At 33.3% G+C, this 19680-nt stretch carries 29 protein-coding genes; 19 read left to right on the forward strand and 10 right to left on the reverse strand.

Annotation, left to right across the window (positions count from 1 at the left end; translation table 11 throughout):
* The 9 genes from QZZ48_RS04915 to QZZ48_RS04955 form a co-directional block, all read right to left on the reverse strand.
* The coding region (locus QZZ48_RS04915; RefSeq protein WP_294962565.1) for a phage minor head protein at window positions 1–485 on the reverse strand (485 nt) is incomplete at its 3' end.
* Window positions 478–1857 carry a DUF935 family protein gene (locus tag QZZ48_RS04920; protein WP_294962568.1) on the reverse strand — a complete coding sequence of 460 codons (1380 nt, stop codon included), beginning with the start codon at window positions 1855–1857 and terminating at the stop codon, window positions 478–480. The genes QZZ48_RS04915 and QZZ48_RS04920, both read right to left, overlap by 8 nt.
* A gap of 39 nt (window positions 1858–1896) precedes the next feature.
* A complete protein-coding gene (locus QZZ48_RS04925) occupies window positions 1897–3609 on the reverse strand; it encodes a hypothetical protein (protein ID WP_294962571.1) in 1713 nt (570 codons plus the stop codon).
* Window positions 3610–3623: 14 nt separating this feature from the next.
* The gene (locus tag QZZ48_RS04930) at window positions 3624–4100 is read right to left on the reverse strand and encodes a DUF1804 family protein (RefSeq protein ID WP_294962573.1); all 477 of its coding nucleotides are present in this window, start codon (window positions 4098–4100) and stop codon (window positions 3624–3626) included.
* Window positions 4100–4507, reverse strand: a complete 408-nt coding sequence (locus QZZ48_RS04935; RefSeq protein WP_294962576.1) for a phage protein Gp36 family protein — start codon at window positions 4505–4507, stop codon at window positions 4100–4102. The genes QZZ48_RS04930 and QZZ48_RS04935 overlap by 1 nt, the downstream gene beginning before the upstream one ends.
* A gap of 109 nt (window positions 4508–4616) precedes the next feature.
* The gene (locus QZZ48_RS04940; protein WP_294962578.1) at window positions 4617–5594 is read right to left on the reverse strand and encodes a major capsid protein; all 978 of its coding nucleotides are present in this window, start codon (window positions 5592–5594) and stop codon (window positions 4617–4619) included.
* 11 nt (window positions 5595–5605) lie between these two features.
* Window positions 5606–6076 carry a hypothetical protein gene (locus QZZ48_RS04945; RefSeq protein ID WP_294962581.1) on the reverse strand — a complete coding sequence of 157 codons (471 nt, stop codon included), beginning with the start codon at window positions 6074–6076 and terminating at the stop codon, window positions 5606–5608.
* A complete protein-coding gene (locus tag QZZ48_RS04950; RefSeq protein WP_294962584.1) occupies window positions 6069–6896 on the reverse strand; it encodes a phage protease in 828 nt (275 codons plus the stop codon). Before QZZ48_RS04950 ends, QZZ48_RS04945 begins: the two co-directional genes overlap by 8 nt.
* Complete coding sequence (locus QZZ48_RS04955) at window positions 6893–7318, reverse strand: hypothetical protein (RefSeq protein ID WP_294962587.1); 426 nt, start codon at window positions 7316–7318, stop codon at window positions 6893–6895. Before QZZ48_RS04955 ends, QZZ48_RS04950 begins: the two co-directional genes overlap by 4 nt.
* Window positions 7319–7453: 135 nt before the next feature.
* Here QZZ48_RS04955 and QZZ48_RS04960 point away from each other — a divergent pair, with 135 nt between their 5' ends.
* The 19 genes from QZZ48_RS04960 to QZZ48_RS05050 all read left to right on the forward strand — a co-directional run bounded on the left by QZZ48_RS04960 (window position 7454) and on the right by QZZ48_RS05050 (window position 19013).
* Entirely contained in the window at window positions 7454–7750 is a 297-nt protein-coding gene (locus tag QZZ48_RS04960; RefSeq protein ID WP_294962590.1) for a hypothetical protein, read from the forward strand.
* Complete coding sequence (locus tag QZZ48_RS04965) at window positions 7747–8331, forward strand: phage baseplate assembly protein V (protein WP_294962593.1); 585 nt, start codon at window positions 7747–7749, stop codon at window positions 8329–8331. Before QZZ48_RS04960 ends, QZZ48_RS04965 begins: the two co-directional genes overlap by 4 nt.
* A 5-nt stretch (window positions 8332–8336) precedes the next feature.
* The gene (locus QZZ48_RS04970; RefSeq protein WP_294962596.1) at window positions 8337–8681 is read left to right on the forward strand and encodes a hypothetical protein; all 345 of its coding nucleotides are present in this window, start codon (window positions 8337–8339) and stop codon (window positions 8679–8681) included.
* Window positions 8678–9856: a baseplate J/gp47 family protein gene (locus QZZ48_RS04975; RefSeq protein ID WP_294962599.1), complete on the forward strand. Its 1179-nt coding sequence runs from the start codon at window positions 8678–8680 to the stop codon at window positions 9854–9856. The genes QZZ48_RS04970 and QZZ48_RS04975 overlap by 4 nt, the downstream gene beginning before the upstream one ends.
* The gene (locus QZZ48_RS04980) at window positions 9825–10451 is read left to right on the forward strand and encodes a phage tail protein I (protein WP_294962602.1); all 627 of its coding nucleotides are present in this window, start codon (window positions 9825–9827) and stop codon (window positions 10449–10451) included. Before QZZ48_RS04975 ends, QZZ48_RS04980 begins: the two co-directional genes overlap by 32 nt.
* A gap of 12 nt (window positions 10452–10463) precedes the next feature.
* Complete coding sequence (locus tag QZZ48_RS04985) at window positions 10464–11030, forward strand: hypothetical protein (protein WP_294962605.1); 567 nt, start codon at window positions 10464–10466, stop codon at window positions 11028–11030.
* A gap of 22 nt (window positions 11031–11052) precedes the next feature.
* Window positions 11053–11355, forward strand: a complete 303-nt coding sequence (locus tag QZZ48_RS04990) for a hypothetical protein (RefSeq protein WP_294962608.1) — start codon at window positions 11053–11055, stop codon at window positions 11353–11355.
* An 11-nt stretch (window positions 11356–11366) separates the two neighbouring features.
* Window positions 11367–11807: a hypothetical protein gene (locus QZZ48_RS04995; RefSeq protein ID WP_294962611.1), complete on the forward strand. Its 441-nt coding sequence runs from the start codon at window positions 11367–11369 to the stop codon at window positions 11805–11807.
* A 9-nt stretch (window positions 11808–11816) separates the two neighbouring features.
* A complete protein-coding gene (locus QZZ48_RS05000; protein WP_294962614.1) occupies window positions 11817–12065 on the forward strand; it encodes a hypothetical protein in 249 nt (82 codons plus the stop codon).
* A gap of 1 nt (window position 12066) precedes the next feature.
* Entirely contained in the window at window positions 12067–12627 is a 561-nt protein-coding gene (locus QZZ48_RS05005; RefSeq protein WP_294962617.1) for a hypothetical protein, read from the forward strand.
* A complete protein-coding gene (locus tag QZZ48_RS05010; RefSeq protein WP_294962620.1) occupies window positions 12624–13823 on the forward strand; it encodes a hypothetical protein in 1200 nt (399 codons plus the stop codon). Before QZZ48_RS05005 ends, QZZ48_RS05010 begins: the two co-directional genes overlap by 4 nt.
* Before the next feature lie 4 nt (window positions 13824–13827).
* The gene (locus QZZ48_RS05015) at window positions 13828–14319 is read left to right on the forward strand and encodes a phage major tail tube protein (RefSeq protein WP_294962623.1); all 492 of its coding nucleotides are present in this window, start codon (window positions 13828–13830) and stop codon (window positions 14317–14319) included.
* A 4-nt stretch (window positions 14320–14323) separates the two neighbouring features.
* On the forward strand, window positions 14324–14602 hold the full coding sequence (locus QZZ48_RS05020; RefSeq protein ID WP_294962626.1) for a phage tail assembly protein: 279 nt from the start codon (window positions 14324–14326) through the stop codon (window positions 14600–14602).
* Between the two features lie 14 nt (window positions 14603–14616).
* Complete coding sequence (locus tag QZZ48_RS05025) at window positions 14617–14739, forward strand: hypothetical protein (RefSeq protein WP_294962629.1); 123 nt, start codon at window positions 14617–14619, stop codon at window positions 14737–14739.
* 11 nt (window positions 14740–14750) lie between these two features.
* Window positions 14751–16619, forward strand: a complete 1869-nt coding sequence (locus QZZ48_RS05030) for a phage tail tape measure protein (RefSeq protein ID WP_294962633.1) — start codon at window positions 14751–14753, stop codon at window positions 16617–16619.
* Window positions 16620–16985: a phage tail protein gene (locus QZZ48_RS05035; RefSeq protein WP_294962636.1), complete on the forward strand. Its 366-nt coding sequence runs from the start codon at window positions 16620–16622 to the stop codon at window positions 16983–16985. It begins immediately after the preceding gene.
* Window positions 16982–17182 carry a tail protein X gene (locus QZZ48_RS05040; RefSeq protein WP_294962639.1) on the forward strand — a complete coding sequence of 67 codons (201 nt, stop codon included), beginning with the start codon at window positions 16982–16984 and terminating at the stop codon, window positions 17180–17182. The genes QZZ48_RS05035 and QZZ48_RS05040 overlap by 4 nt, the downstream gene beginning before the upstream one ends.
* Window positions 17183–17185: 3 nt before the next feature.
* The gene (locus QZZ48_RS05045) at window positions 17186–18121 is read left to right on the forward strand and encodes a contractile injection system protein, VgrG/Pvc8 family (protein ID WP_294962642.1); all 936 of its coding nucleotides are present in this window, start codon (window positions 17186–17188) and stop codon (window positions 18119–18121) included.
* A gap of 103 nt (window positions 18122–18224) precedes the next feature.
* Window positions 18225–19013: a DNA adenine methylase gene (locus QZZ48_RS05050; RefSeq protein WP_294962645.1), complete on the forward strand. Its 789-nt coding sequence runs from the start codon at window positions 18225–18227 to the stop codon at window positions 19011–19013.
* Between the two features lie 22 nt (window positions 19014–19035).
* Here the strand turns inward: QZZ48_RS05050 and QZZ48_RS05055 are convergent.
* Window positions 19036–19680 (reverse strand): hypothetical protein (locus QZZ48_RS05055; RefSeq protein WP_294962648.1); only part of this gene is annotated, 645 nt, incomplete at its 5' end.

A 19680-nucleotide genomic window follows, 5' to 3' on the forward strand; every position in this document is an offset into this window, starting at 1 on the left:
TCTCTATGTAATACCGTGTTATGTATTGCTTTGTGAGCATCCCTTGAAGTACTAAGCATTTCGGAAACATACCTAAGATAAACAGAGTTTGGAAGTTTCATCTGCTCTTTGTATCTTGCTTTTGAATAAGCTATTCTCATATTTGTTTTATAGATGTGTCTTAGTCTGGATGAACCGATGTTTATAGTTTTAACTTCTCCAGTCTTAGGATTTACTATATCTTGTTTACCCCACCAGCCTTTTTTTTGAAGTGTTGGTTGTATATCTTTTTTGAAATCATCAAAGTGTTTACCTTCTTTGATTGCACTTTCAAGTGATCCCAACACATCTTTTAAAAGGTCTTGCTTTATCATTTTGGCTACTGTAAAGCTTTTGTGATGGGCTTCTTTCGCTATCTCGTCATAATGAAAACTTGTTTTAAAACCTTTCGTTCCAAGATATTCAATAGCTTCTCGTGGAGCTAAGTTAAAATTTATTTTAACCATTTGGATTTTCTTCTTCTATTTCTGCTATACCTAATATTGAAGCATTCGCAATATTACTAAATAATAATTCTTCTAAATCTTTTATATCTAAATTTGGAAAAGAAAATAAAAGTTTTTCATGAGCTTCTTTGTAAGAGTTTGAATTTGCAATAATCTTTATAATTTGTTCTTGAAATGTTAGTGGTTCAGAAGTATCAATTTTTGAACTTTGATAATCTAATTCATCTTCATGTAGTTCTTTTTTTAAATAAATCTTCTTATTTGCTACAATATTTGGAGTCTGCTTATCCTCAACTTGAATGTTATAAGTTTTCTCTATATACTCTTTTTTAGGTGTATATCCCATTTCTGATATAACTCTATCTCTTGAGGCTAGTTCTATGTTTAAGTTATCTTTATCTTTTAGAACTGCTGTTATATCGTCCTCGATAGAGTTGAGTTCTTTAAATGATTTGATGACACTTCTTAAAATCTTGTTTAAGATATTTGCATCTGATTGAGCTAAATCCATTCTTATGTCATTATGAACGGTAGCTGCTGCATGTGAGCCACCAGTAACTTGACCTGTAAGATTACCACCAAGAATAATCTCTCTTATTTGATTATCAATGTATTCTATGATCTCTTTGAAATTTGCTTTATCTTTAATAGTTACTATATCAAGGGAATCCTCCGTATCAAGAACTGCTCCATCACCACCTAGCATATTATAAATTTCATCTGCTAAAGCATCTTTGTCACTTTCTGTTTTTGCAATAACCCAAGGTGTACCAAATCTCTCAAGCAGTTCTACCCAAAACTCTAAAGAAGCATTTTTAAACTCAACTAACCAAAACAAAGGATTATATAGAGGCTGTCCATAAGGTTTTAAAGGTTTTGATTTGTACACTGCATGAATAGCTTTATACTCTGGTATGAGGTCTGCGATACCATTTGCACTATATTTAAGTACTCCATTATTTAACTCAAACTCTTTATAAGGTCGCTCTATAAGTTGAGGATAATAAATCCAATCATTCTCTTCCCAGTTTAATTCAAACACACCTATGCCCTGATACGGAATATCAAGGATAGAATCTAGCGTGTCATAATCAAAGATATCTTCTAAGTTTTGCTTGATAGTTTCATCTTCTGCTGTGATTAGAATCTCTTTTTTTAGTATATGAGCTTTACGACTGCCTTTAGCTGCTGTTACAGTTGAGTCTCTTTCAATCTTATCTATTTCATCATCAGTGAGCCATGTTGAAGATACTGGAAGTTCTAATAAAGATTTTAATATATCTTTTTGATTTGACTTTAGGCGTAAGACCTCTCTTTTAGTCTCTTGTTTTTTTTCTTTTTTCTTTGCAAATAGTTTTTTAAGACTCAGCATTTAGTCCTTCCCTGTATTGAATTTTAATTCTTATAAACATTATCTTCTCCCATTTCTTCTTGCTCTTATATGTCTTGTATTTGTTCGTTTTCCACCGCGGGGCGAATTTGAATCTTTTTTAAGTCGTCTTAATTTACTAAGCTGATAGATAGCACTTAATGGATCATGTAAATCATCGTGGTCAGCTTCAGGAAAGTCATCCATCTGTGCAAAGAGTTCTGTATGTCTTCCTACAAAAACTATATCTTTTTCATCTATTGGGAACTCTAGCTCTCCCATACGGTCTTCTTTATTTTGAGTATGGTGGATAAACTTTGTACTTGGCATTGGTACACCTTGACGAAACGCTTCGTCTTTTATCCAATCTCTAAGCATATAAAAACCACCATTTTTATCGCCACTTAGTAAATCTACTTTGAACTTTTTAAGTAGTTCTATAGTTTCAATAACGACTGGTTTACCCTTAATTCTTTTTTGCTTAGAGTAAAAAACATACATCTTCATAGTAGTGTTGTTTATACCAGCTCCAATAAATCCGCAATAATCTCCGACCATACTGTCACCTTTAGCATCTACATAAAAAAAGACACGGTCAAGTTTCGGCATTTGAGTATGAGATATAACTTCAAAGGTACTAGAGTCAAACTTTTGATTTTCAGAGTTGGGATTGTTCTGCTGCTCTTTTTGGAATGCTTTGTTGTTTTTAGCACGCTTTTGCATAATGTATTCTAAGCTTATTGCATCCCATAAACGAACTGCTCCCTTATCCATAAGAGCTTTATTCTCCATATAGTAGTTATGTGCATCATCTATGCTCACATGCCTAAAGAGTTCTCCGTACTCTTCCCACATCTCCATATTTGTAGGATAGGAGATAAGAGTTCTAAAGATTACAGGGTGCCAAAATTTGAGCTTTAGTTTACGGTTTAAAACAGAATCACGGTGAAGTATCGTACCGATGTATAGAATATCCATCGTTCCATTTGCCCCACCAAGGTTTTCCACGGCTTCATCTAGCCACTCTTCAAGCTTATCTCTTTGTCTGCGAGATTTAACATTTGTATCGTTCTCCAAATCATCTATGATTGCAAGGTCAACTCTATAAACACCATGTTTCACCCCACGCACTTTCTTAGCACTACCGTAACCTTTTATACGGATACCGTTTGCAGTAACAATATCTCCTATTTTCCAGTTCTTAGTCGCACCCATCATCTCAGGGAAGTCTGCTAAGAGTTGAGGGTTCTCTTCTAGTTCAGCTTTAATAGCTTCTATGAGAGTCTCTGTAAGTTCAATAGCATCTGAAAAAATTGTAATGAACTTCTTAAAGTCATTTACAATACACCAGATAGGAAATGCTAGAGATGCATCTGTAGATTTACCGTTTGCTCTTGGTGCTGCTTTTGCAAAACTAAGTGGAAAGAGTTTGTTTGGATCTACTATCTTGTAGTAGGTTTGTTCTAGGTTTTCTTGTAGTCCACTTTTGCCCTCAAGTGTGAAGTAGTGGGGGAAGTAAGTATTTCTAAAGAAGTGAAAATCTTTTTTTTGTCTTTTTTTTCTGTACTCTTTTTTGTTTGGATCTAAGACTTCATTAGCTCTTATTTGTTCTTTTAATGTAGATGTATAATCACTAAGCCATGTAGTAAAAGCTTTTTTAGTTATTTTCTTTGCTTGAGACTTGGTAGCTCCAGTTAATATTGCTTCCGATGCTGTGTCATCTAGGTACTCTAGTAGCTCATCTTTATTAAACATTTATATCACTTAGCTCATCTTGGATTTGATACACTGTATTTACTATCTGCTCCATGCATTACACTATTTTTTAATGATTCGAGTATGGTTCTAACTGTGTGCTTTATAATACCTAGCTTATAAGCTTCAGGGTCTTCAGAACTTGCAACTTTACGCATCTTAGAAAAACTATCTCCTAACGAAACAATAAGTGAGGCTTTTTCTTCAGCTTTTAAATCTTCTTTTTCTCTTATCTCTTTAAGTGAGTCATACATGTAGCCAACAAACATAGAATACATGTTCTCTTTTTTCTCTTGAGATGAAACTATATGCTTAGAAGCTTTTAGTGTTAGCCAATCATAGCCCTCTCTTTTATCTTTGCTTTGATAGTTTGAAATAGTCTTTTCACTAACTCCAAGCGTTTCAGCTATTTGTTTCATACTTTTGTCTGCATCTACAAATAGACTTCTAGCTAAGATTTTATTTCTATCTGCATTACTTAATTTAGGCATTATCTAAATCCTCTAGTCTTTACTCTTCTTCTATTTTTATGTCTAAATGAAAAATTAGTATGCATCTCATCAATAGATGCAGTAGAAGTTGAAGTGACCTCTGTTTTTAACCTACCGTTACTCATTTTCAGTAGATATGCTTCACACTCTTTTTTTAACTCTTTGTCTTCATCGCTTGTAAGTTCATTTTTTCTTTTGAGTTCAAAGATAGTTAGATCAACACTAATCTTTTTTAAAAGTGGTGTTGGATTATCTGGTATGACTATAAAAGACTGAATAAAAGAGATGGCATCTTCTGAAGCATCATCAATTACACTTTGGTTTATTTCTCCAGTTGCATTGATGTCGGAGAGTTCTTGTAATTGTTGTGAACTTATCTCTTTTAGTAAATCTTTATTTATAATCAAAACAAAATCCTTTATTAGGTGCGTTTAACTAGCGTTTAAAAACTAAAAACTATTTTTATACGATACATTTATCGTCTTTGACTTTAAAGGGCTAAAAAGCCCCTTAGAATTATTCTGAAAATTTCAGCTTGATTAGAGCACCAGGTCTAACACAATATGGAATCATCTTAGTCTCAGTTTCAATACCCCAACCTTTACCTTTTTCTAATATCTCAGGCTTAGCTGCAAAGAATAGTTTAGGAGCTGCTTTCATAGCTTCAACATGATCAGCTCTTCCATAGATATGCTTAAACACATCCTGACTTAATGGAATTACAACAGCTTGAGCTTCAGGAATAAATGGTTGTTTATCTCCATTTTCATCTGTATAAGATGCACGGAATGGAATGTAGCGTTTAGAGTGAACTACAAGAACACGCTTACCATCTTCATCTAACCATTTTGCTTCACCAGTTTTAAATAACTCTGCTGTTTTTGCATTAGCAGCTACACGGTTGATAAATTTAGCATCAGCTAGAATTTCATAAGGTACTTCAGTACCAAGTTCATCTGCAAGTGCTTCATCAATCTCATCTAAAACATCGATATTCTCTTTAGATTTAAACTCAATAGGAGCAGCTGTTGTATTAAACTCAAATAGAACTACACCATCTCCATCAATAACTTTTCCAAAAAGAGCACCAGTTGACATATATTCAATAGTAGTCATATAATCTTCTTTATGCTCTGTTAGAATCTCTATAATCTTTTGTGATACAGCTTCAACTTTTGCTTCACCCTCAAGTGATTCAAACTCATTCATCTCATGTGCAAGAATCTGACCACTCAAACCAAAACGAGGGAGAGAGATAGTAAGTTCATAAGTACCGTTAGTGTCTTTAACTAATCTATCTGCACCTGGAGCAATTGCACGAAGAACAATTGAAGCACCTTTTTTAATTTTAAGTTTTGCAGTATTTCCAAGAACTGGCTTGCCTTTGCCCTTGAAGTATTTATCAAATACAAATGTACCAGCTACTTTAATCTGATTGATTGCTTTGATACTAACTACCAATGACCATAATTTCATAATTTCTGAAAATTTCATATATGTGCTCCTTACTTAGCTATGATTTTATTTTTGAATAGTGTCGTTCTTAAAAACTCATCACTACCATGTAGATACTTTTCTTTTACAGAACCAGTTACTACAATTGTTGTTTTCTTTGACTCAGTCAGATCGTTATATAAAACACCGTTGGAATCCCAAACACCTAAATCATCCCAATCACCTACCCCTGGAACAGTACTGTTATCTGCTACCGTGCTTTTAAAAATATGACCCTCATGATATACCTCTTTATCAGCTACATATACACCCGTTTCATATATTGGTGCAGTTAGTGAAGTCCAAGTTAATCCACCATCTCTTGAACTGAGAAGTGTTCCAAGAGGAAGTGCATCTCCATTATCAATAATTGATTGAGGAACTGATACCATACCAACAACTGTTAGGTCTACCTTAATAAAAACATCACTATTTTTAATTTTTGTAATGTCTCTCACATTTGCACCTGTAAACTTACTCATCTTCAATACCTCCCAATTTCAATACATCATAAGGTTCATCTTGTGAACCACCACTTCTTGAATTTGGATATAAGTTATCCCCTGGCTTTTGCATAATTGGCTTAGCTGCTGTAATCAGTTTTGTTAAACCTTCTGCATCTTGTTTTCCAAAAGCAAGTAATGCCTCTTTTTGTTTAGGTGAAACTTTTTTAGCTGCAATCGCAGAATCAACTTCATCCTCAACTCTTTTTACTTCAGCAGTAGCTGCTGTATCTTTTAGAGTTTGATTTTCTAGCTTAAGATTATCAAACTCTTTTTTTTCTTCAGGTGTCATACCCATCTCTGTCTCCTTTTTTTGGTGTGGACTGTTTTTGTGATTTGCTATAACCTCTCCCAGTTCTTCTAAAAAAGGTCTGTTTGTAAGAGCTAAACTATGTAAGCTCCAACCAATATCTTCTCCAGAGACTTGTATAGTATGTTGATCAAATACTGGTGAGATATATTTGTACTGTTCACTCTTGATAAGTTCTTTGGCATCATCTAACCATTTGATCTTAGCCCATAGTTCATCTTTATTTATATAGAGTTCTTTTACCCAACCAGTAGCTGGAGCTTTTTCATTCCATAATGATGCATGCTCAAAATCAGCAACGATATCTATATTTGAATTATCAAAGTTTGTTTTGATTTGTTCTAAGTCTTGAGGTGTAAGTTCAAATGGACCAGTAGAGTGTCCCCTCCAACTTCCAACAACTGCAATTTTTACTTCATCTAAAAGCGAAGCATCTGTAGTTCGGGCGAGTGCAAATAGCAAGTTACATGCTATGAGTGATTTATTCATATATTTTCCTTCTTAAATATAGTTGTGAACTCTCTTTTAAATACTGTTAAATATCCAGCACTTACAACAGAGTCAAATATCTTCTCTGACTTACCCATTTTTATAGGCTCTGAGTTTAGAAATGATTTGTAAGATAATCTTGTGTTTATCTCTTGTAATAAATCATATAGTTCATAATGCTTTGAAGATCGTGTACTCTCATTTTTCGAATATGAAATGTGAGCAATATATAGATTAAACTTGTATATATCTCTAATAGGATTCTCTGGTGAATCTCCTATGAAATCTAAAAAGATTAATGGCATCTCTTTAGTAGCAAACTTAAAGTTTTTAGGATCACTTAATTCTCCAAAATACTTTTTAGCACTCAAACCATCTTTATTTAAAATATCAATAACACTCTTTTCAAAATCACTAATCATGGCGAAAGTTTAGAGGAAGTGTTATCTTTTAAAACTAGTGAAGTTTTTCTAAGAAAAGTGTTTTAGAAAGTGATTAATAGATTGCTTCATAAGTATTGATTTAGAATGCTGGCAATGAAATATTAAAGGTCGGTTATGGAAGTTAGTTTAGTTATTACATTTTGGCAATTGTTACTTGGGGTAATAGCCATTACTTCTGCATTCGCTGTAAATACATATATGACTAAACAAAACTCTAAAGATTTAGCAGCTTTAAAAGCTAATGAAATCAATGTTTTACATACTAAATGTGATGAGATGATGGATGAAAGACTTGCTAGAAAAACTTTTGTAACTTTAGAACTTTATAGAAATGAAGTTGATCATCTAAATAAAACTCTTGATGAACTGAAAAGTCAAAGTAAAGAGATTTTGGAGTATGTAAGAAAATGATTGGTTTATCTGAATTAAAACGAAGACTTGAAAACATTGTACAGGTTGGCACGATTGGTGAAACTAAAAGTGCTGAGGGAAAAGCTTTAGCTCGTGTTGTCTTAGATGATAGTGATGAAGATAAAAGAGTTAGTAAGTTTTTACCAGTAGTTAGTATTGGAAATTCTTTCATGAGAGTATGGATACCAATAAAAGTAGGCGAGCAAGTTCTTGTTATAAGTCCCTTTGGAAATTCAAATAGTGGATTTATCATAAGAAGTATCTTCAATAGAAGTTGCAAAGAACCAACTGGTGCTAATGAACACACTACAGTTATTGAGTTTGATGATGGAACTATCATTCATTATGATTCAAAGGCTAGTGAGCTAAAAATAGATGTACTGAAAACTGTAAATATTATTTGTCAAGAAGCTAATATAACCGCTGATATTTTTAATATAAATGCAGATGAGACAAATATTAATGGAGTACTTAATGTAACTGATGACATCAACTGTGATGGCACTATTAGTGATGAACTTGGAGATTTAACAAATCATCCACATAGTGATAGTGATGGTGGAACATCACGTCCAAGGTAAATAAAATGTTATTAAGTGCATCTTTTTCAAACTCTCCTTATACAGAAAGTGAAGAGGAAAGCTTTAAGAGAATAATCACAACTGCTAAGGGTAGTAGAATTATGAGACCTCACTTTGGATGTGATTTATATGAGCTAATAGATAGAACTATGGATGGTGAGTTTATGATGCTATTTAATAGGTATCTGCTAGAAGCTTTTTTTGATGAGAATTATAAACCATGGGATGATAGATTAGTTCCTTTAAGTACCAAAATAAAAGATATTGAAGCTACAAAAGGTGAGCTTGAGTGTGTAGTTGAATTTGAGAATAGCTCTGTTGTAGTTGGGATGGGAGGTTTTCTAGGATGATTAATATAGCTGCCTTAGCAAAACCTAATGTATTGCAAGTTTTAGATTATGAATATCTTTTAAATCAGAACATAACAAATTTTCAAGTATTAGATCCTGAATGGATACCCCTTGAGAGTGATGTACATAAAATGCAACTTGAAGCAACCGCGTCCAGAGAATTACATTTAAGAGCTGAATTTAATATTTTAACCTTAGCTTTTTTCTTATCTACTGCAACTGGTACTGACCTTGACAATTATGCTGTATTTTATAATGTTGAGAGATTAAAAGGTTCTAAACCTTATGCTGATTATGAGTTTAGTTTAAGTGAGGTACTTACACAAGACATAGTTATACCAGCGAACTTAATATTAACAGATGACACCACTAAGTTTGAAGCAAAACTTTTAAATTCTATAACTATTGTGCAAGGAGAGACTAAAGTAAGTGGAACTTTAGAGTTACAGTTTGAGATATCTACAAGTGATATAAAAACAGAAATTATCACTACACTACTACCTTTTATAGTTGAGGCAAAAGCATCTGCAATATTTGCTAATGGATCAAGTGTAGAGAGTGATGAAGAACTTAGAGCTAGAATTCTTTTAAGTATGGCTGATAAATCAACGGCTGGTAGTGAAGAGACTTACAAATCTTTTACATTTAAAGCTGATGAGAGAGTTCAAGATGTAAAAGTCATCAATGGAATAAAACCACTTGAAACTTATGTATCTATGTTTTTTCAAAAGACAGAAGCTGAAATTTTGGAAGCACTCATACAATTTACTGCTGAAATGGCAACTGTTGAAGTTTACTATTATAGTTCTCAATCAGATTCCCTTATGCAAACGAGAATAGAAGAGATGTTAAACAAAGAGGAGGTAAGACCACTAAGTGATAAGGTAATTGCAGCACCTGCTACTGAAATACCTTTTAGTATTGAAGCCCAACTTAAGATATTACCAAATCAAGAGACTGCGACTGTTTATAGTAATGCTATGGAGAATTTAAATACTGGGATAAATTCACTTAAGCAGATTGGTACAGATATTACACTTAGTGAGATAAATGATTTTCTAAAAGTTACTGGAGTTAAAGAAGTTGTAATAACTTCACCAGTTGCTAATGTATCAATAACTGATACTGAAATAGGAGTAAATAGTGAAAACACAATCACTTATTCCATTATCTGAATCTAGTAAGTTCCATAGTGTTGATAATGTAGTTTCTAAAAGTATTGATGGATTAAGCAAAAGCTTACAAGCTATTAAAACTTTATTTAATCCTGATACTTGTGAAGCGAAATATCTACCATACTTGGCTTATGCTTTTAAGGTTGATTTTTGGGATGAAAGTCTTAGAGAGGTTGACAAAAGAGCTTTAATAAAAGCTAGTTTAAAACTTCACCAGCTCAAAGGTACTAGATGGGCTATTTTAGAAGTTCTAAAAGCAGTTGGTTTAAGTGTACCAAATTATGAAGCAGTAATTGTTGAATACAAAGATAGAAATAATTATAAATACAATGTTTTGAGGGATGGAACACACTCTTATGATGGAGCAGTAAAACATAATCACGGTCTGTCTATATATGATTTTATTTTAGACCATTGGACCCAATATGCTGTAATTATTAAAGTACCGGTTAGTGAAAGTCAAGTGACAAAAGCTAAAGCATTAATAAATAAATATGCACCGGTTAGATGTGTGCTTAAAGGTTTTGTAAGTATTCGCAAACAAAGAGATGGAACTATATTTTATAATAGTTTACATACTCATGGATTAATTTAAAAAGGGGAATATATGGCTGATATAGAAGAGTCGAATAGTTGGGACAACGGAGTATACCAACTAGAAACTAGTGACCCGGTAGAGGGTGGATTAGAGGGAATTGATAATAGACCACATAAGGCTTTAGCAAATAGAACTGTATGGCTGAAAGCACAAGTGGCTCTAAAAGCTTTATTTGGTGGTTCTGCTACTCAACTTTTTAAAGTTAAGGCTGCTGTTGCTGGTGATGAAGCTGTTAACAAAACTCAACTGGAAGCCTCTTTGACTGGTATTATTACTGGCTTTAAAAACATTCTGATTAATACAGAACTTAGAGTAAATCAAAGAGCATATGATAATTCAAGCGTTGCAGATGGTGTTTATACTTATGACAGATTTAAAGCTGTTGGTGGAGATGCAACAATCTCTTCAACTGGTTTAATCACTGGGATTATTGCTCAAGTGGTAGAACAACAAAACATCATAAGTGGAGACTATACTTTTTCAAATGCTTCTTGTGATGTAACAATTGCTGGTGTTACAAAAACAACACCTTGTACATTTACTATTGCTGTTGCTAGTGATATTGAAGTTCAGTAATGGAAACATTAAGAACATTCAAATGGAAGCTGGAACAAACGCAACAAATAAAGAACTCAGATTAATAGGTCAAGAGCTTAGTCTATGTGAGAGATATTATCAAGCCTATGGATATTTTTTCTTTTGTATGAATAGGACTTCTTATAAAAGTCTGAGTTTTCCTAGAATTACATCGATGAGAGCAAGCCCTACTGAAACATATACGCTAACGGAAGGCTCACTATACACATACTCTAGTACCGCTGATAGAATAAATATAGGGATACGTTCTAGTGATAGCGTACATACTCAACTTAGGAATTTAAAATGTGACGCAGAACTTTAAGGAGCTGAAAAATGATAAAAATAATCAAAAAACAAGGCAAAAATTTAGTTGTAACGAATGATGATGATTCTTCTCATAGTGTGCCAAAAGATGAAAACAATAGACACTATATAGAGGTACTAGAGTGGGTTAAAGATGGCGGTGTGATTGAAAATGAATTTACAGCAGAGGAATTGTTTACTATAGAAATTGAGAAACAAACAAGTTCTGTAAATAATGCAATCCAAGCTGAACTGGACAGTAAAGCACAAACTCTTAGATATGACAATATAAATGCTATTGGTAAATATGTTGGCTATGAAAATGACTTTAGAGCTGAAGCTGAAAAGCTTGGTGCTTGGGCTAGTTCTTGTTGGAAAGTTGCTGGTGTTATTGAAGCAGATGTAAAAGCTGGTGATAGAGATATGCCAACTGTAGATAAAGTTCTTGCTGAGCTTCCAGTGTTTGTGTAGGTAAATGTTATGAGAAAGTCTGATTACATTGAAAAATTTGAGAGAGATATGAGTAAAAGAAGTCGTGCTATGAGGTTTCTTTTAGTCTTAGACCAAATGTTCAATGTTGTGCTTTGGAACGGTAGCCAAGATGAAACGATTAGTAGTCATATTGGTAGAAGAATTGAGAGTAAAAAAGCTACTTGGTTTGACAAGAAAGTGTGTAAGTTTCTAAGAGTTTTAGAGGCGAAGCATTGCATTAAAAGCAAAGGAGAATAATATGCTAGGAATCGGAACGGCATTAGTTGGTATGGGATTAGGTTTTGTTAAAGATTTAATCATGGATAACGGCGAAGATTTAGTTAAAGAGGGAATTAAAAAAGTCACTGGAATTGACCTTAGTAAAAAGAAACCTCAAGAGCTAACTTCAGCAGAAATTCAAAAAATCAATGATTATAAGTTAGATATACAAAAGTTGAATTTTGAAGAATTAAAGCTTGAGCTTGATGCTCAAAAAGAACAAAATAGACACGAAGAAGCTAAATATAATAAGGCTCATGAGACCTATCAAAACAAGGGTGATATGGGTGATAAAATTGCAGAACAGATAATCAAAAGAAACCTACCAATCATAGGTATTCTAGTTATTGTTAATGTACTTTTAGTTTATTTTTTAAAAGATAGTGCAACACTTATTGCAATAGCTAGTAACATCATCGGTATTACAATAGGAAATCTATTTGCTGAACGCCAAGCAATAGTTAATTTCTTTTTTGGATCTAGCATCGGTTCAAAAGATAAAGATAAACAACTTCACAAAACACAAGGAGATAAACGATGAGTATCAAAAGAGGAATAATAACTGAGCGTACCAGTTCAGCAGCGAGAGCGATAAGTGTAACTTCTACACTTCCAATAGCCTTAGTGTTGACTTCAAATATTAAAGCAGGAATTTATTGTTTTGATAGTCCAGAGGATGCATTAGAAAGTGAAATAGTGAAAGGTATAAAAGGTAGTGATGGTACATATACAGGAGGGCATATAAAAGGCAATTTAGATAAGTATCTAAATGTTGGTGTAGATATGTTTCCTTGTGTAGTCCCCACTATTCTATCAATAGTAAATGAGGATGAAGATATTGCTATCACTAAAACAAACTTCATAGATGCTATCAATAATTTAAAAGGTGCAGCTTCTGCAACTAATCTTGCTTCCAAAAAAGGTAACGCAGTGAACTTTAAACCAGATATTATTTGTGTTGGAGATGCAGCTAAAGATGATATAGATATTCAAAATGCAATGGCTACTGTTTGTGCAGCAATAAAGGCTAGAACATTTATAGATTTAAATGCCGAATCAAATGGAGACGCACTTAGTAAAAGAGATCAACACGGTAGTGATAGAATCACACCTATCAAATGTTCATTAGGTAATTGGAATACTAAAACTAATTCAATAGATATGTATGACAGTGGTGTAGTTATGGCTTGGCTTAGAGTTTATGTAGATGGTGGTGGAAAGATAGGATACTCAAAAAGTATCTCAAATATTGCTATACCATTTTCATCAGTTGAATCACCTTCTAATTTTCGCCCAGGTTTAATTGATGATACTGATCCTTTGACCGAAAAGCAAATTACGAGTTTCATATCTTACAAAGGTTTAAGAACTTGGGAGTACTCAACTTGTTCAGCTGATCCAATGTGGCAAGATGCAAGAAGAGTTAGAATCATTGACTTAGCTAGTGAAGCTGTAATTGATGGCATATTTTGGGCTATTGATAAAGATTTATCAACTTTAAGCGGTGCGAAGAAAACGCTTAAAGCCTTTATGGCCTCTCTTGTCGGAGACAAGGTTATGATTGGATTTGATGTATTTTTAGATTTAAAACGTACAACTCCAGAGCGTATAGATGCTGGTGAGTTTTACTTCGTGATAGAACATCAAGAATCTCCTAGTGCTAAACTAATCTGTGTTACTTTTGATAGAGTAAATAAATTTGCTGGTGCAATATATAAAATAATAGAGGAGGCGTAAGATTATGGATAGAAGTGTAGTAGTAGATGTAAATGTATTCTTTGGTGGATATGGAAGTTTAGGTATATCTGAGAGTTTTAAAGCTCCAGCTATAAAATATAAAAAACTTAAACAAACTGGTGCTGTAGGAGATAGAGAAATTGCTTATGGTGCTCTTGAATCACTTGATGGTGAATCAACTTTTAAAGCTATGCCAAAAGCTGTATATACTGAACTTTCGAAGTTAGATGAAGCAGAAATAATCTATAAAAAAGCTATATCAACTGCTGGAGTGATAACTTCTTATGAGTGGGTTTGCAAGGGTGCATTTGATTTAGAGTATGGAGAGAGTAAAGCTGGAGAGTTTTTAGATGTAAAGATTACTCAAAAAGGTATGAAAGCTTATACTCATGAGATTGGTGGTGTTGAGATGTTAAACATTGATCATGAAAATATTATTTGTAAGATAGATGGCAAAGATCTACTTGCTGATGTTAGAAATGCGATAAAAGGATAAAAAAATGGCAAACAAGAGAGTACCTAAATTAATCAAGTTTGAAGTACCAATTACAGTTGGTGGTAAAGAGATAGAAGAAGTAACTATGCGTGTACCTAAAGGTAGAGATTTAACTGCTGTTTCAGGAATACTTGATCCTATTGAGAGAGATTTTACTCTTGTGTCTAACCTTTGTGGTCTAAATGCAACTGTTGATGAGATGAATGAGTTTGATGCTGCTGAAATCGTCCAACTGCAAGGTGAACTAAAAGGTTTTTTGTCCTCTACCCAGAAGACATTATAAAAACAACTGCAAAGGTGGGGCATTGGCTCCATTTTTCAAGAGATGAGCAACTTAGTCTTGAGATAGACGAGTTACTTGAATATTACAAAGAAGCTTGTGAAATAGAAAAAGCTTACTTTGCACCAAAAGAGAGATAGGAGATGAGATTATGAGTGGTTTACTTACATTAGGAATTGTACTTAGTGCTGTTGATTCACTTTCTCCTGTTCTTGGAACTGCTACTGGTAATCTCGGTAAACTAGAGACTAAGATAAGTTCTGTAAGTGCAAATATAACAAAGTTAGGTACTACATCGTTAGCATTAGGTACAGCTATCACTGCTCCTTTAAAAGGTGCCTTGGATGATTATCAAAATGTAGCAGCTGCTCAAGGTGAAATAGCATCTTTGGGAATTGATGATAGTGGTATAAAGTCAATTACCAAAAGTGCTAGAGAATTTTCTAATGAGTTTGCTGGAACTACTGCTCCAGAATTTATAAAAGCTTCGTATGATATTAAGTCAGGTATATCTTCATTAAGTGATACAGCAGTTGGTGAGTTCACAAAAACAGCAGCTATGACAGCAGCTGCTACCAAATCAAGTACTGGAGAGATGACCTCCTTATTCGCTACTGGTTACGGAATCTATAGAAAACAGTTTGAAGATTTTGGGGCATCTACTGTTGATGGTTGGAAAGATTTAAGTGCTGAAGAAAAAGATATAAAGTTTGGAGAGTATTTTTCTGCTGGTATAGCTGGTTCAGTTCAAGCATTTAAAACTGATGGTGCTAATATGAGTGGTGCTCTTGGTGCTTTAGGGGCAAGTGCTACATCTGCTGGAGTTTCATTTGCTGAACAATTATCTGTACTTGGTCAACTTCAAGCAACTATGAGTGGTAGTGAAGCTGCTACAAAATATAAAGCTTTTTTAGGTTCAGTATCTGGAGCTGGAGATAAGCTTGATCTTCAATTTACTGATGCTAATGATCAGCTTATGAGTATGCCTGAAATAATAGGTACTATAAAAGATAAATATGGAGATACGATAGATGCTCTTGAATCTGCTGAACTAAAAAAAGCATTTGGAACTGAAGAAGCTGTTGCACTTGTAAAACTAATGTATAACGAGACAGATACTTTAACTCAAAATATTAATACTATGGGTACTTCACTAGAAAATGGTACCGAAAAAACAAGAGCCATGGCTAAAGCTATGAACAAAGGTAAAGAGCTTGACTTACTAGGTCAACAGATGAATAATGTAAGTACTTTAATCGGTGGTGCATTCGCTCCTTTAGCATTAAGTTTAAGTGAAACTATTGGTGGAGTTGTTAAAAGTGTCTCAAGTTGGATGGAAGAGAATGAAGAACTATCATCTACTATATTTACAGGTATTGCAATTATTGGCGGTCTTTTAATGGTTCTTGGTTCTGTAGGTGTTGCAGTTGGAGCTGTTGGAATGGTTATGCCTTTTTTATCTGGAGGGATTGGTTTACTTACTGGTTCATTTGGAATACTTGGAACTGTAATGAGTACTGTTGGTAGAATCTTTTTAATGAATCCTATAGGTTTAGCTGTAACTGCAATAGCTGGAGCTGCTTACTTGATATATAGTAATTGGGAGCCTATAGGTGCTTTTTTCTCTAACTTGTGGGCTGGTATAAAAGAGACTGCTGCACCTGTACTAGATTGGATAGATGAAAAGATAGGTTCTGTTACTGGAGCGATGGATGCAGTTGGAGGTTTTTTTGGTTTTGGTGATGATAGTGATAGTACAAATACTTCAAATGCTATAAGTACTAAAGGTTCAAAACAAAGTATAGAAAAAACTCAAAGAGATGTCCTATCATCAAGTGTTTCAAGTACAAACCAATACATGCATAAAAACAATCAAGCTAATAGTGCTCAGTCTAAAGTTATTTATAATGAACCAACTTATCATATAGCAGTGAGTAATCCAAGTTCAGATGTAGATGTAATAAGAGCTGTTAAAGAGCATGAGAAAAAGCAAAGAAATAAAAGCTATGAGGATGACTAAATGCTCGGTATGATTGATGATTTTAAGTTTGAGATGAATGAAACAGAGTTTGATAGTATATCTCATGAAATTAGTTTTGAGTGGGCTGAATCTAAGAGAATAGGAAATCATGCAAAACTTCAAGCTGTGGGTAAATCCAATGAAAGTTTTACTTTTAGTGGAGTTTTGATTTTAAAAAGTGTCAATAGTTTTGATGATCTAATAGAGATTGCATCAAGACAAAAACCTGTAGTTTTATCATTTGTAAATGAATCTAGTATAAAAGTTGTAATACTGAAAATAAAGAGAGATATGAGTCTATTTCTAAAGACTGGAGAGTTTATAAAACAAGGATTTAATATAGAGTTAAAAAGGTGGCATCTATGATAGTTGAAATAATACAAGAGCAGAAATACGATGAGACAGTATTTAAACACTATGGAAACTTAGATAACTTTGAAACAGTTCTTGAAGTAAATAAACACCTGGTACATAAGCATGTTTTAGAAGTTGGTGATCAAGTTGAATTTCCAGTTTTTGAAGAGAGTTCAAAAGAGATTAAAATACAAGCATTGTGGGATTGATTTATGACACCTATATTTAAACTTCTTGCTAATGGTAAAGATGTAACAAAAAGTATAAATTTAAACTCTTCAAAAATAGAGTTTAATGATGAAGCTGGAGTTGTAAGTGATGATATTAGCTTAACAATAGAAGGAACTTTTAAAAAGCCAAAATATGAAGATGAGTTAAAACTTTGGATTGGAACTAAAGAAAAAGGTCTTTTTTACTGTGGTCTTTTTATGGTCCAGTCTTCTAAAAACAACAATGATACATCTATAGATATAACTGCTACTGCAGCTGACTTTTCAAAATCACTAAAGCGAAAAAGAAACCTTAGTTATGAGAGCGTATCTATAAAACAAATAGTTCAAAAAGTAGCTACTCGGCATAAGCTTGAAGTTGTAAGTGATTTTGAAGATATTAATATAGATCATATAGAACAAACTAGTGAAAGTGATTTGCATTTTTTAAAACGTATTGCTAAAGACTACAACGCACTTTTCGCAGTTAAAAATAATAAAATAGTTTTCAAAAAGAAGATGAAAAATGCAAAAAAAAGTGAAAATCTCCCAAGATATACTTTAATAAAAGATGAGTTTAGTGGAGTAAGTATAGAAAATACAAACAAGACACTATATAGCTCTTGTAAAGCTGTGTGGAGGGATACTAAAGATAATAAACAACATAGTATCACTGTAGGTAGTGGGGAACCAGTAAAAATAATTAAAGATAGTTTTGAAAATGTTGCTGATGCAAAAATAAAAGCTGAGGCAACTCTACAAAAAGCAAATGCTGGAACGAAGAGTGGCTCCATAAATTCTTATGGATTTGAGCTATATGCTGGAGGAATTCTAGACTTACAAGGAACTGCTCAAGATGATGGAGAGTACGACATAATAAGTTCACATCATACTTTGGATAGTAGCGGTTGGAATATGAGTGTGGAGATAGAAAACTAACTAAAGCCACAGCCAATCCATCCCTAAGCTGACTGATACAAAATTTTAACCAAGAAGACACACTTACTTATGAAAAAGTGACTTTTTGGTACAAGGAAAGTATATGCAGTCAAAGAAAAAGAAATTAAGAGCTCCCTTTGGATGGGTAGGTGGTAAGTCAAAACTTGCTATAGATATAGTAGATCTTATTCCACATGATCATACAACTTACATTGAAGTATTCGGAGGTGCACTTAGTGTATTTTATGCCAAAGAAAAATCAAAATTAGAAGTTGTTAATGATATCAATTCGGATCTAATAAACTTACATAGATCTATCAGAACCAATCCTCAAACACTATCTCTTTATTTAAATCAATTACTTATATCAAGAGAGATATTTGATGATATAAGACACAAAAGATTAAACCCAAGAAATAATATAGAAGCAGCTGCTTTTTACCTCTACCAGTTAACTCAAAGTTTCGGTTCTAAAGGTGACAATTTTGCAATGAGTGCCAAATCTGGTAGAAAACCAAAAGATATATATAAGTCATATAAAAAGTGGTCTGATAGGCTCAAGGGAGTGACTATTGAAAACAAATCATTTCAGGTACTCATTCCACTTTATGATAAAGAAGATGTATTTTTCTATGTTGATCCACCTTATGTATCAACTGAAAGCTACTATAAAAACACTGGTGGATTTGGTGAAAAAGAGCATAAACATTTAGCAGCACTATTATCTAATGTAAAAGGTAGATTTCTACTCTCATATAATGACTGTGAGCTTGTACGAGAGCTGTATAAGGACTTTAATATTAAAACCACTAAAGAGATTGAATATACACTTGGTAAGAATGTTCATGGGAAGAGTAAGAGTGTTAGAGAGGTTATTATTACTAATTATTAGATAAGACCTAAAAAGTCTTATCTTAGTCTGACAAATGATTAGCTAAGAAGCTTTCTATATCTCTAATCATAGTTTGAACATCAGCATGATTAAATTCAGAGTTTTTACCATGTGCAGCACTATTTCTAAGGTCTGCCAAGGCGGTAATTCTTTTAGATTGTAGTTGATTATAAACTCCTGCTTTCTTTAAATCAGCATTCATTTTATCAAGTTTTCCATGATTGATTTGTGGGGATTGAATATCACACAGTTCTCTTAATCCAGTTTCTAAGACTGTTCCAGCGATGACAGCAGCTGCTACATGGTATTTGCTATCTAAGAGTTCTTGAGCTTGTTCAAGTTCACTATCGAATACTTCGGCTGTAATTAGTGTTCTCATGGATGTTAGATATCCATTTTCATAGTCATTTTTGGCAGCGTTAAAAATACCTACTAAATAATCGAATAAGATGTAATTTGATAATTTTTTTGAAGCTCTTTCTGAAAAATCTTTATAATAAACTGACTTTTCACCAGCACATAAGATGAATAGGTTTTTTACTTTTAAACACCATTCCGTATATACAGTTTTATCCAAATATTCTGTACTTCCTGTAAATGAGCCAGTACTGAAATGCTTAGTATTTTCTACAACAGAGATTTCTTTTTCTAAATCATCACATCTAGT

The sequence above is a fragment of the Sulfurimonas sp. genome, assembly GCF_016744025.1.
Lineage (GTDB): Bacteria > Campylobacterota > Campylobacteria > Campylobacterales > Sulfurimonadaceae > Sulfurimonas.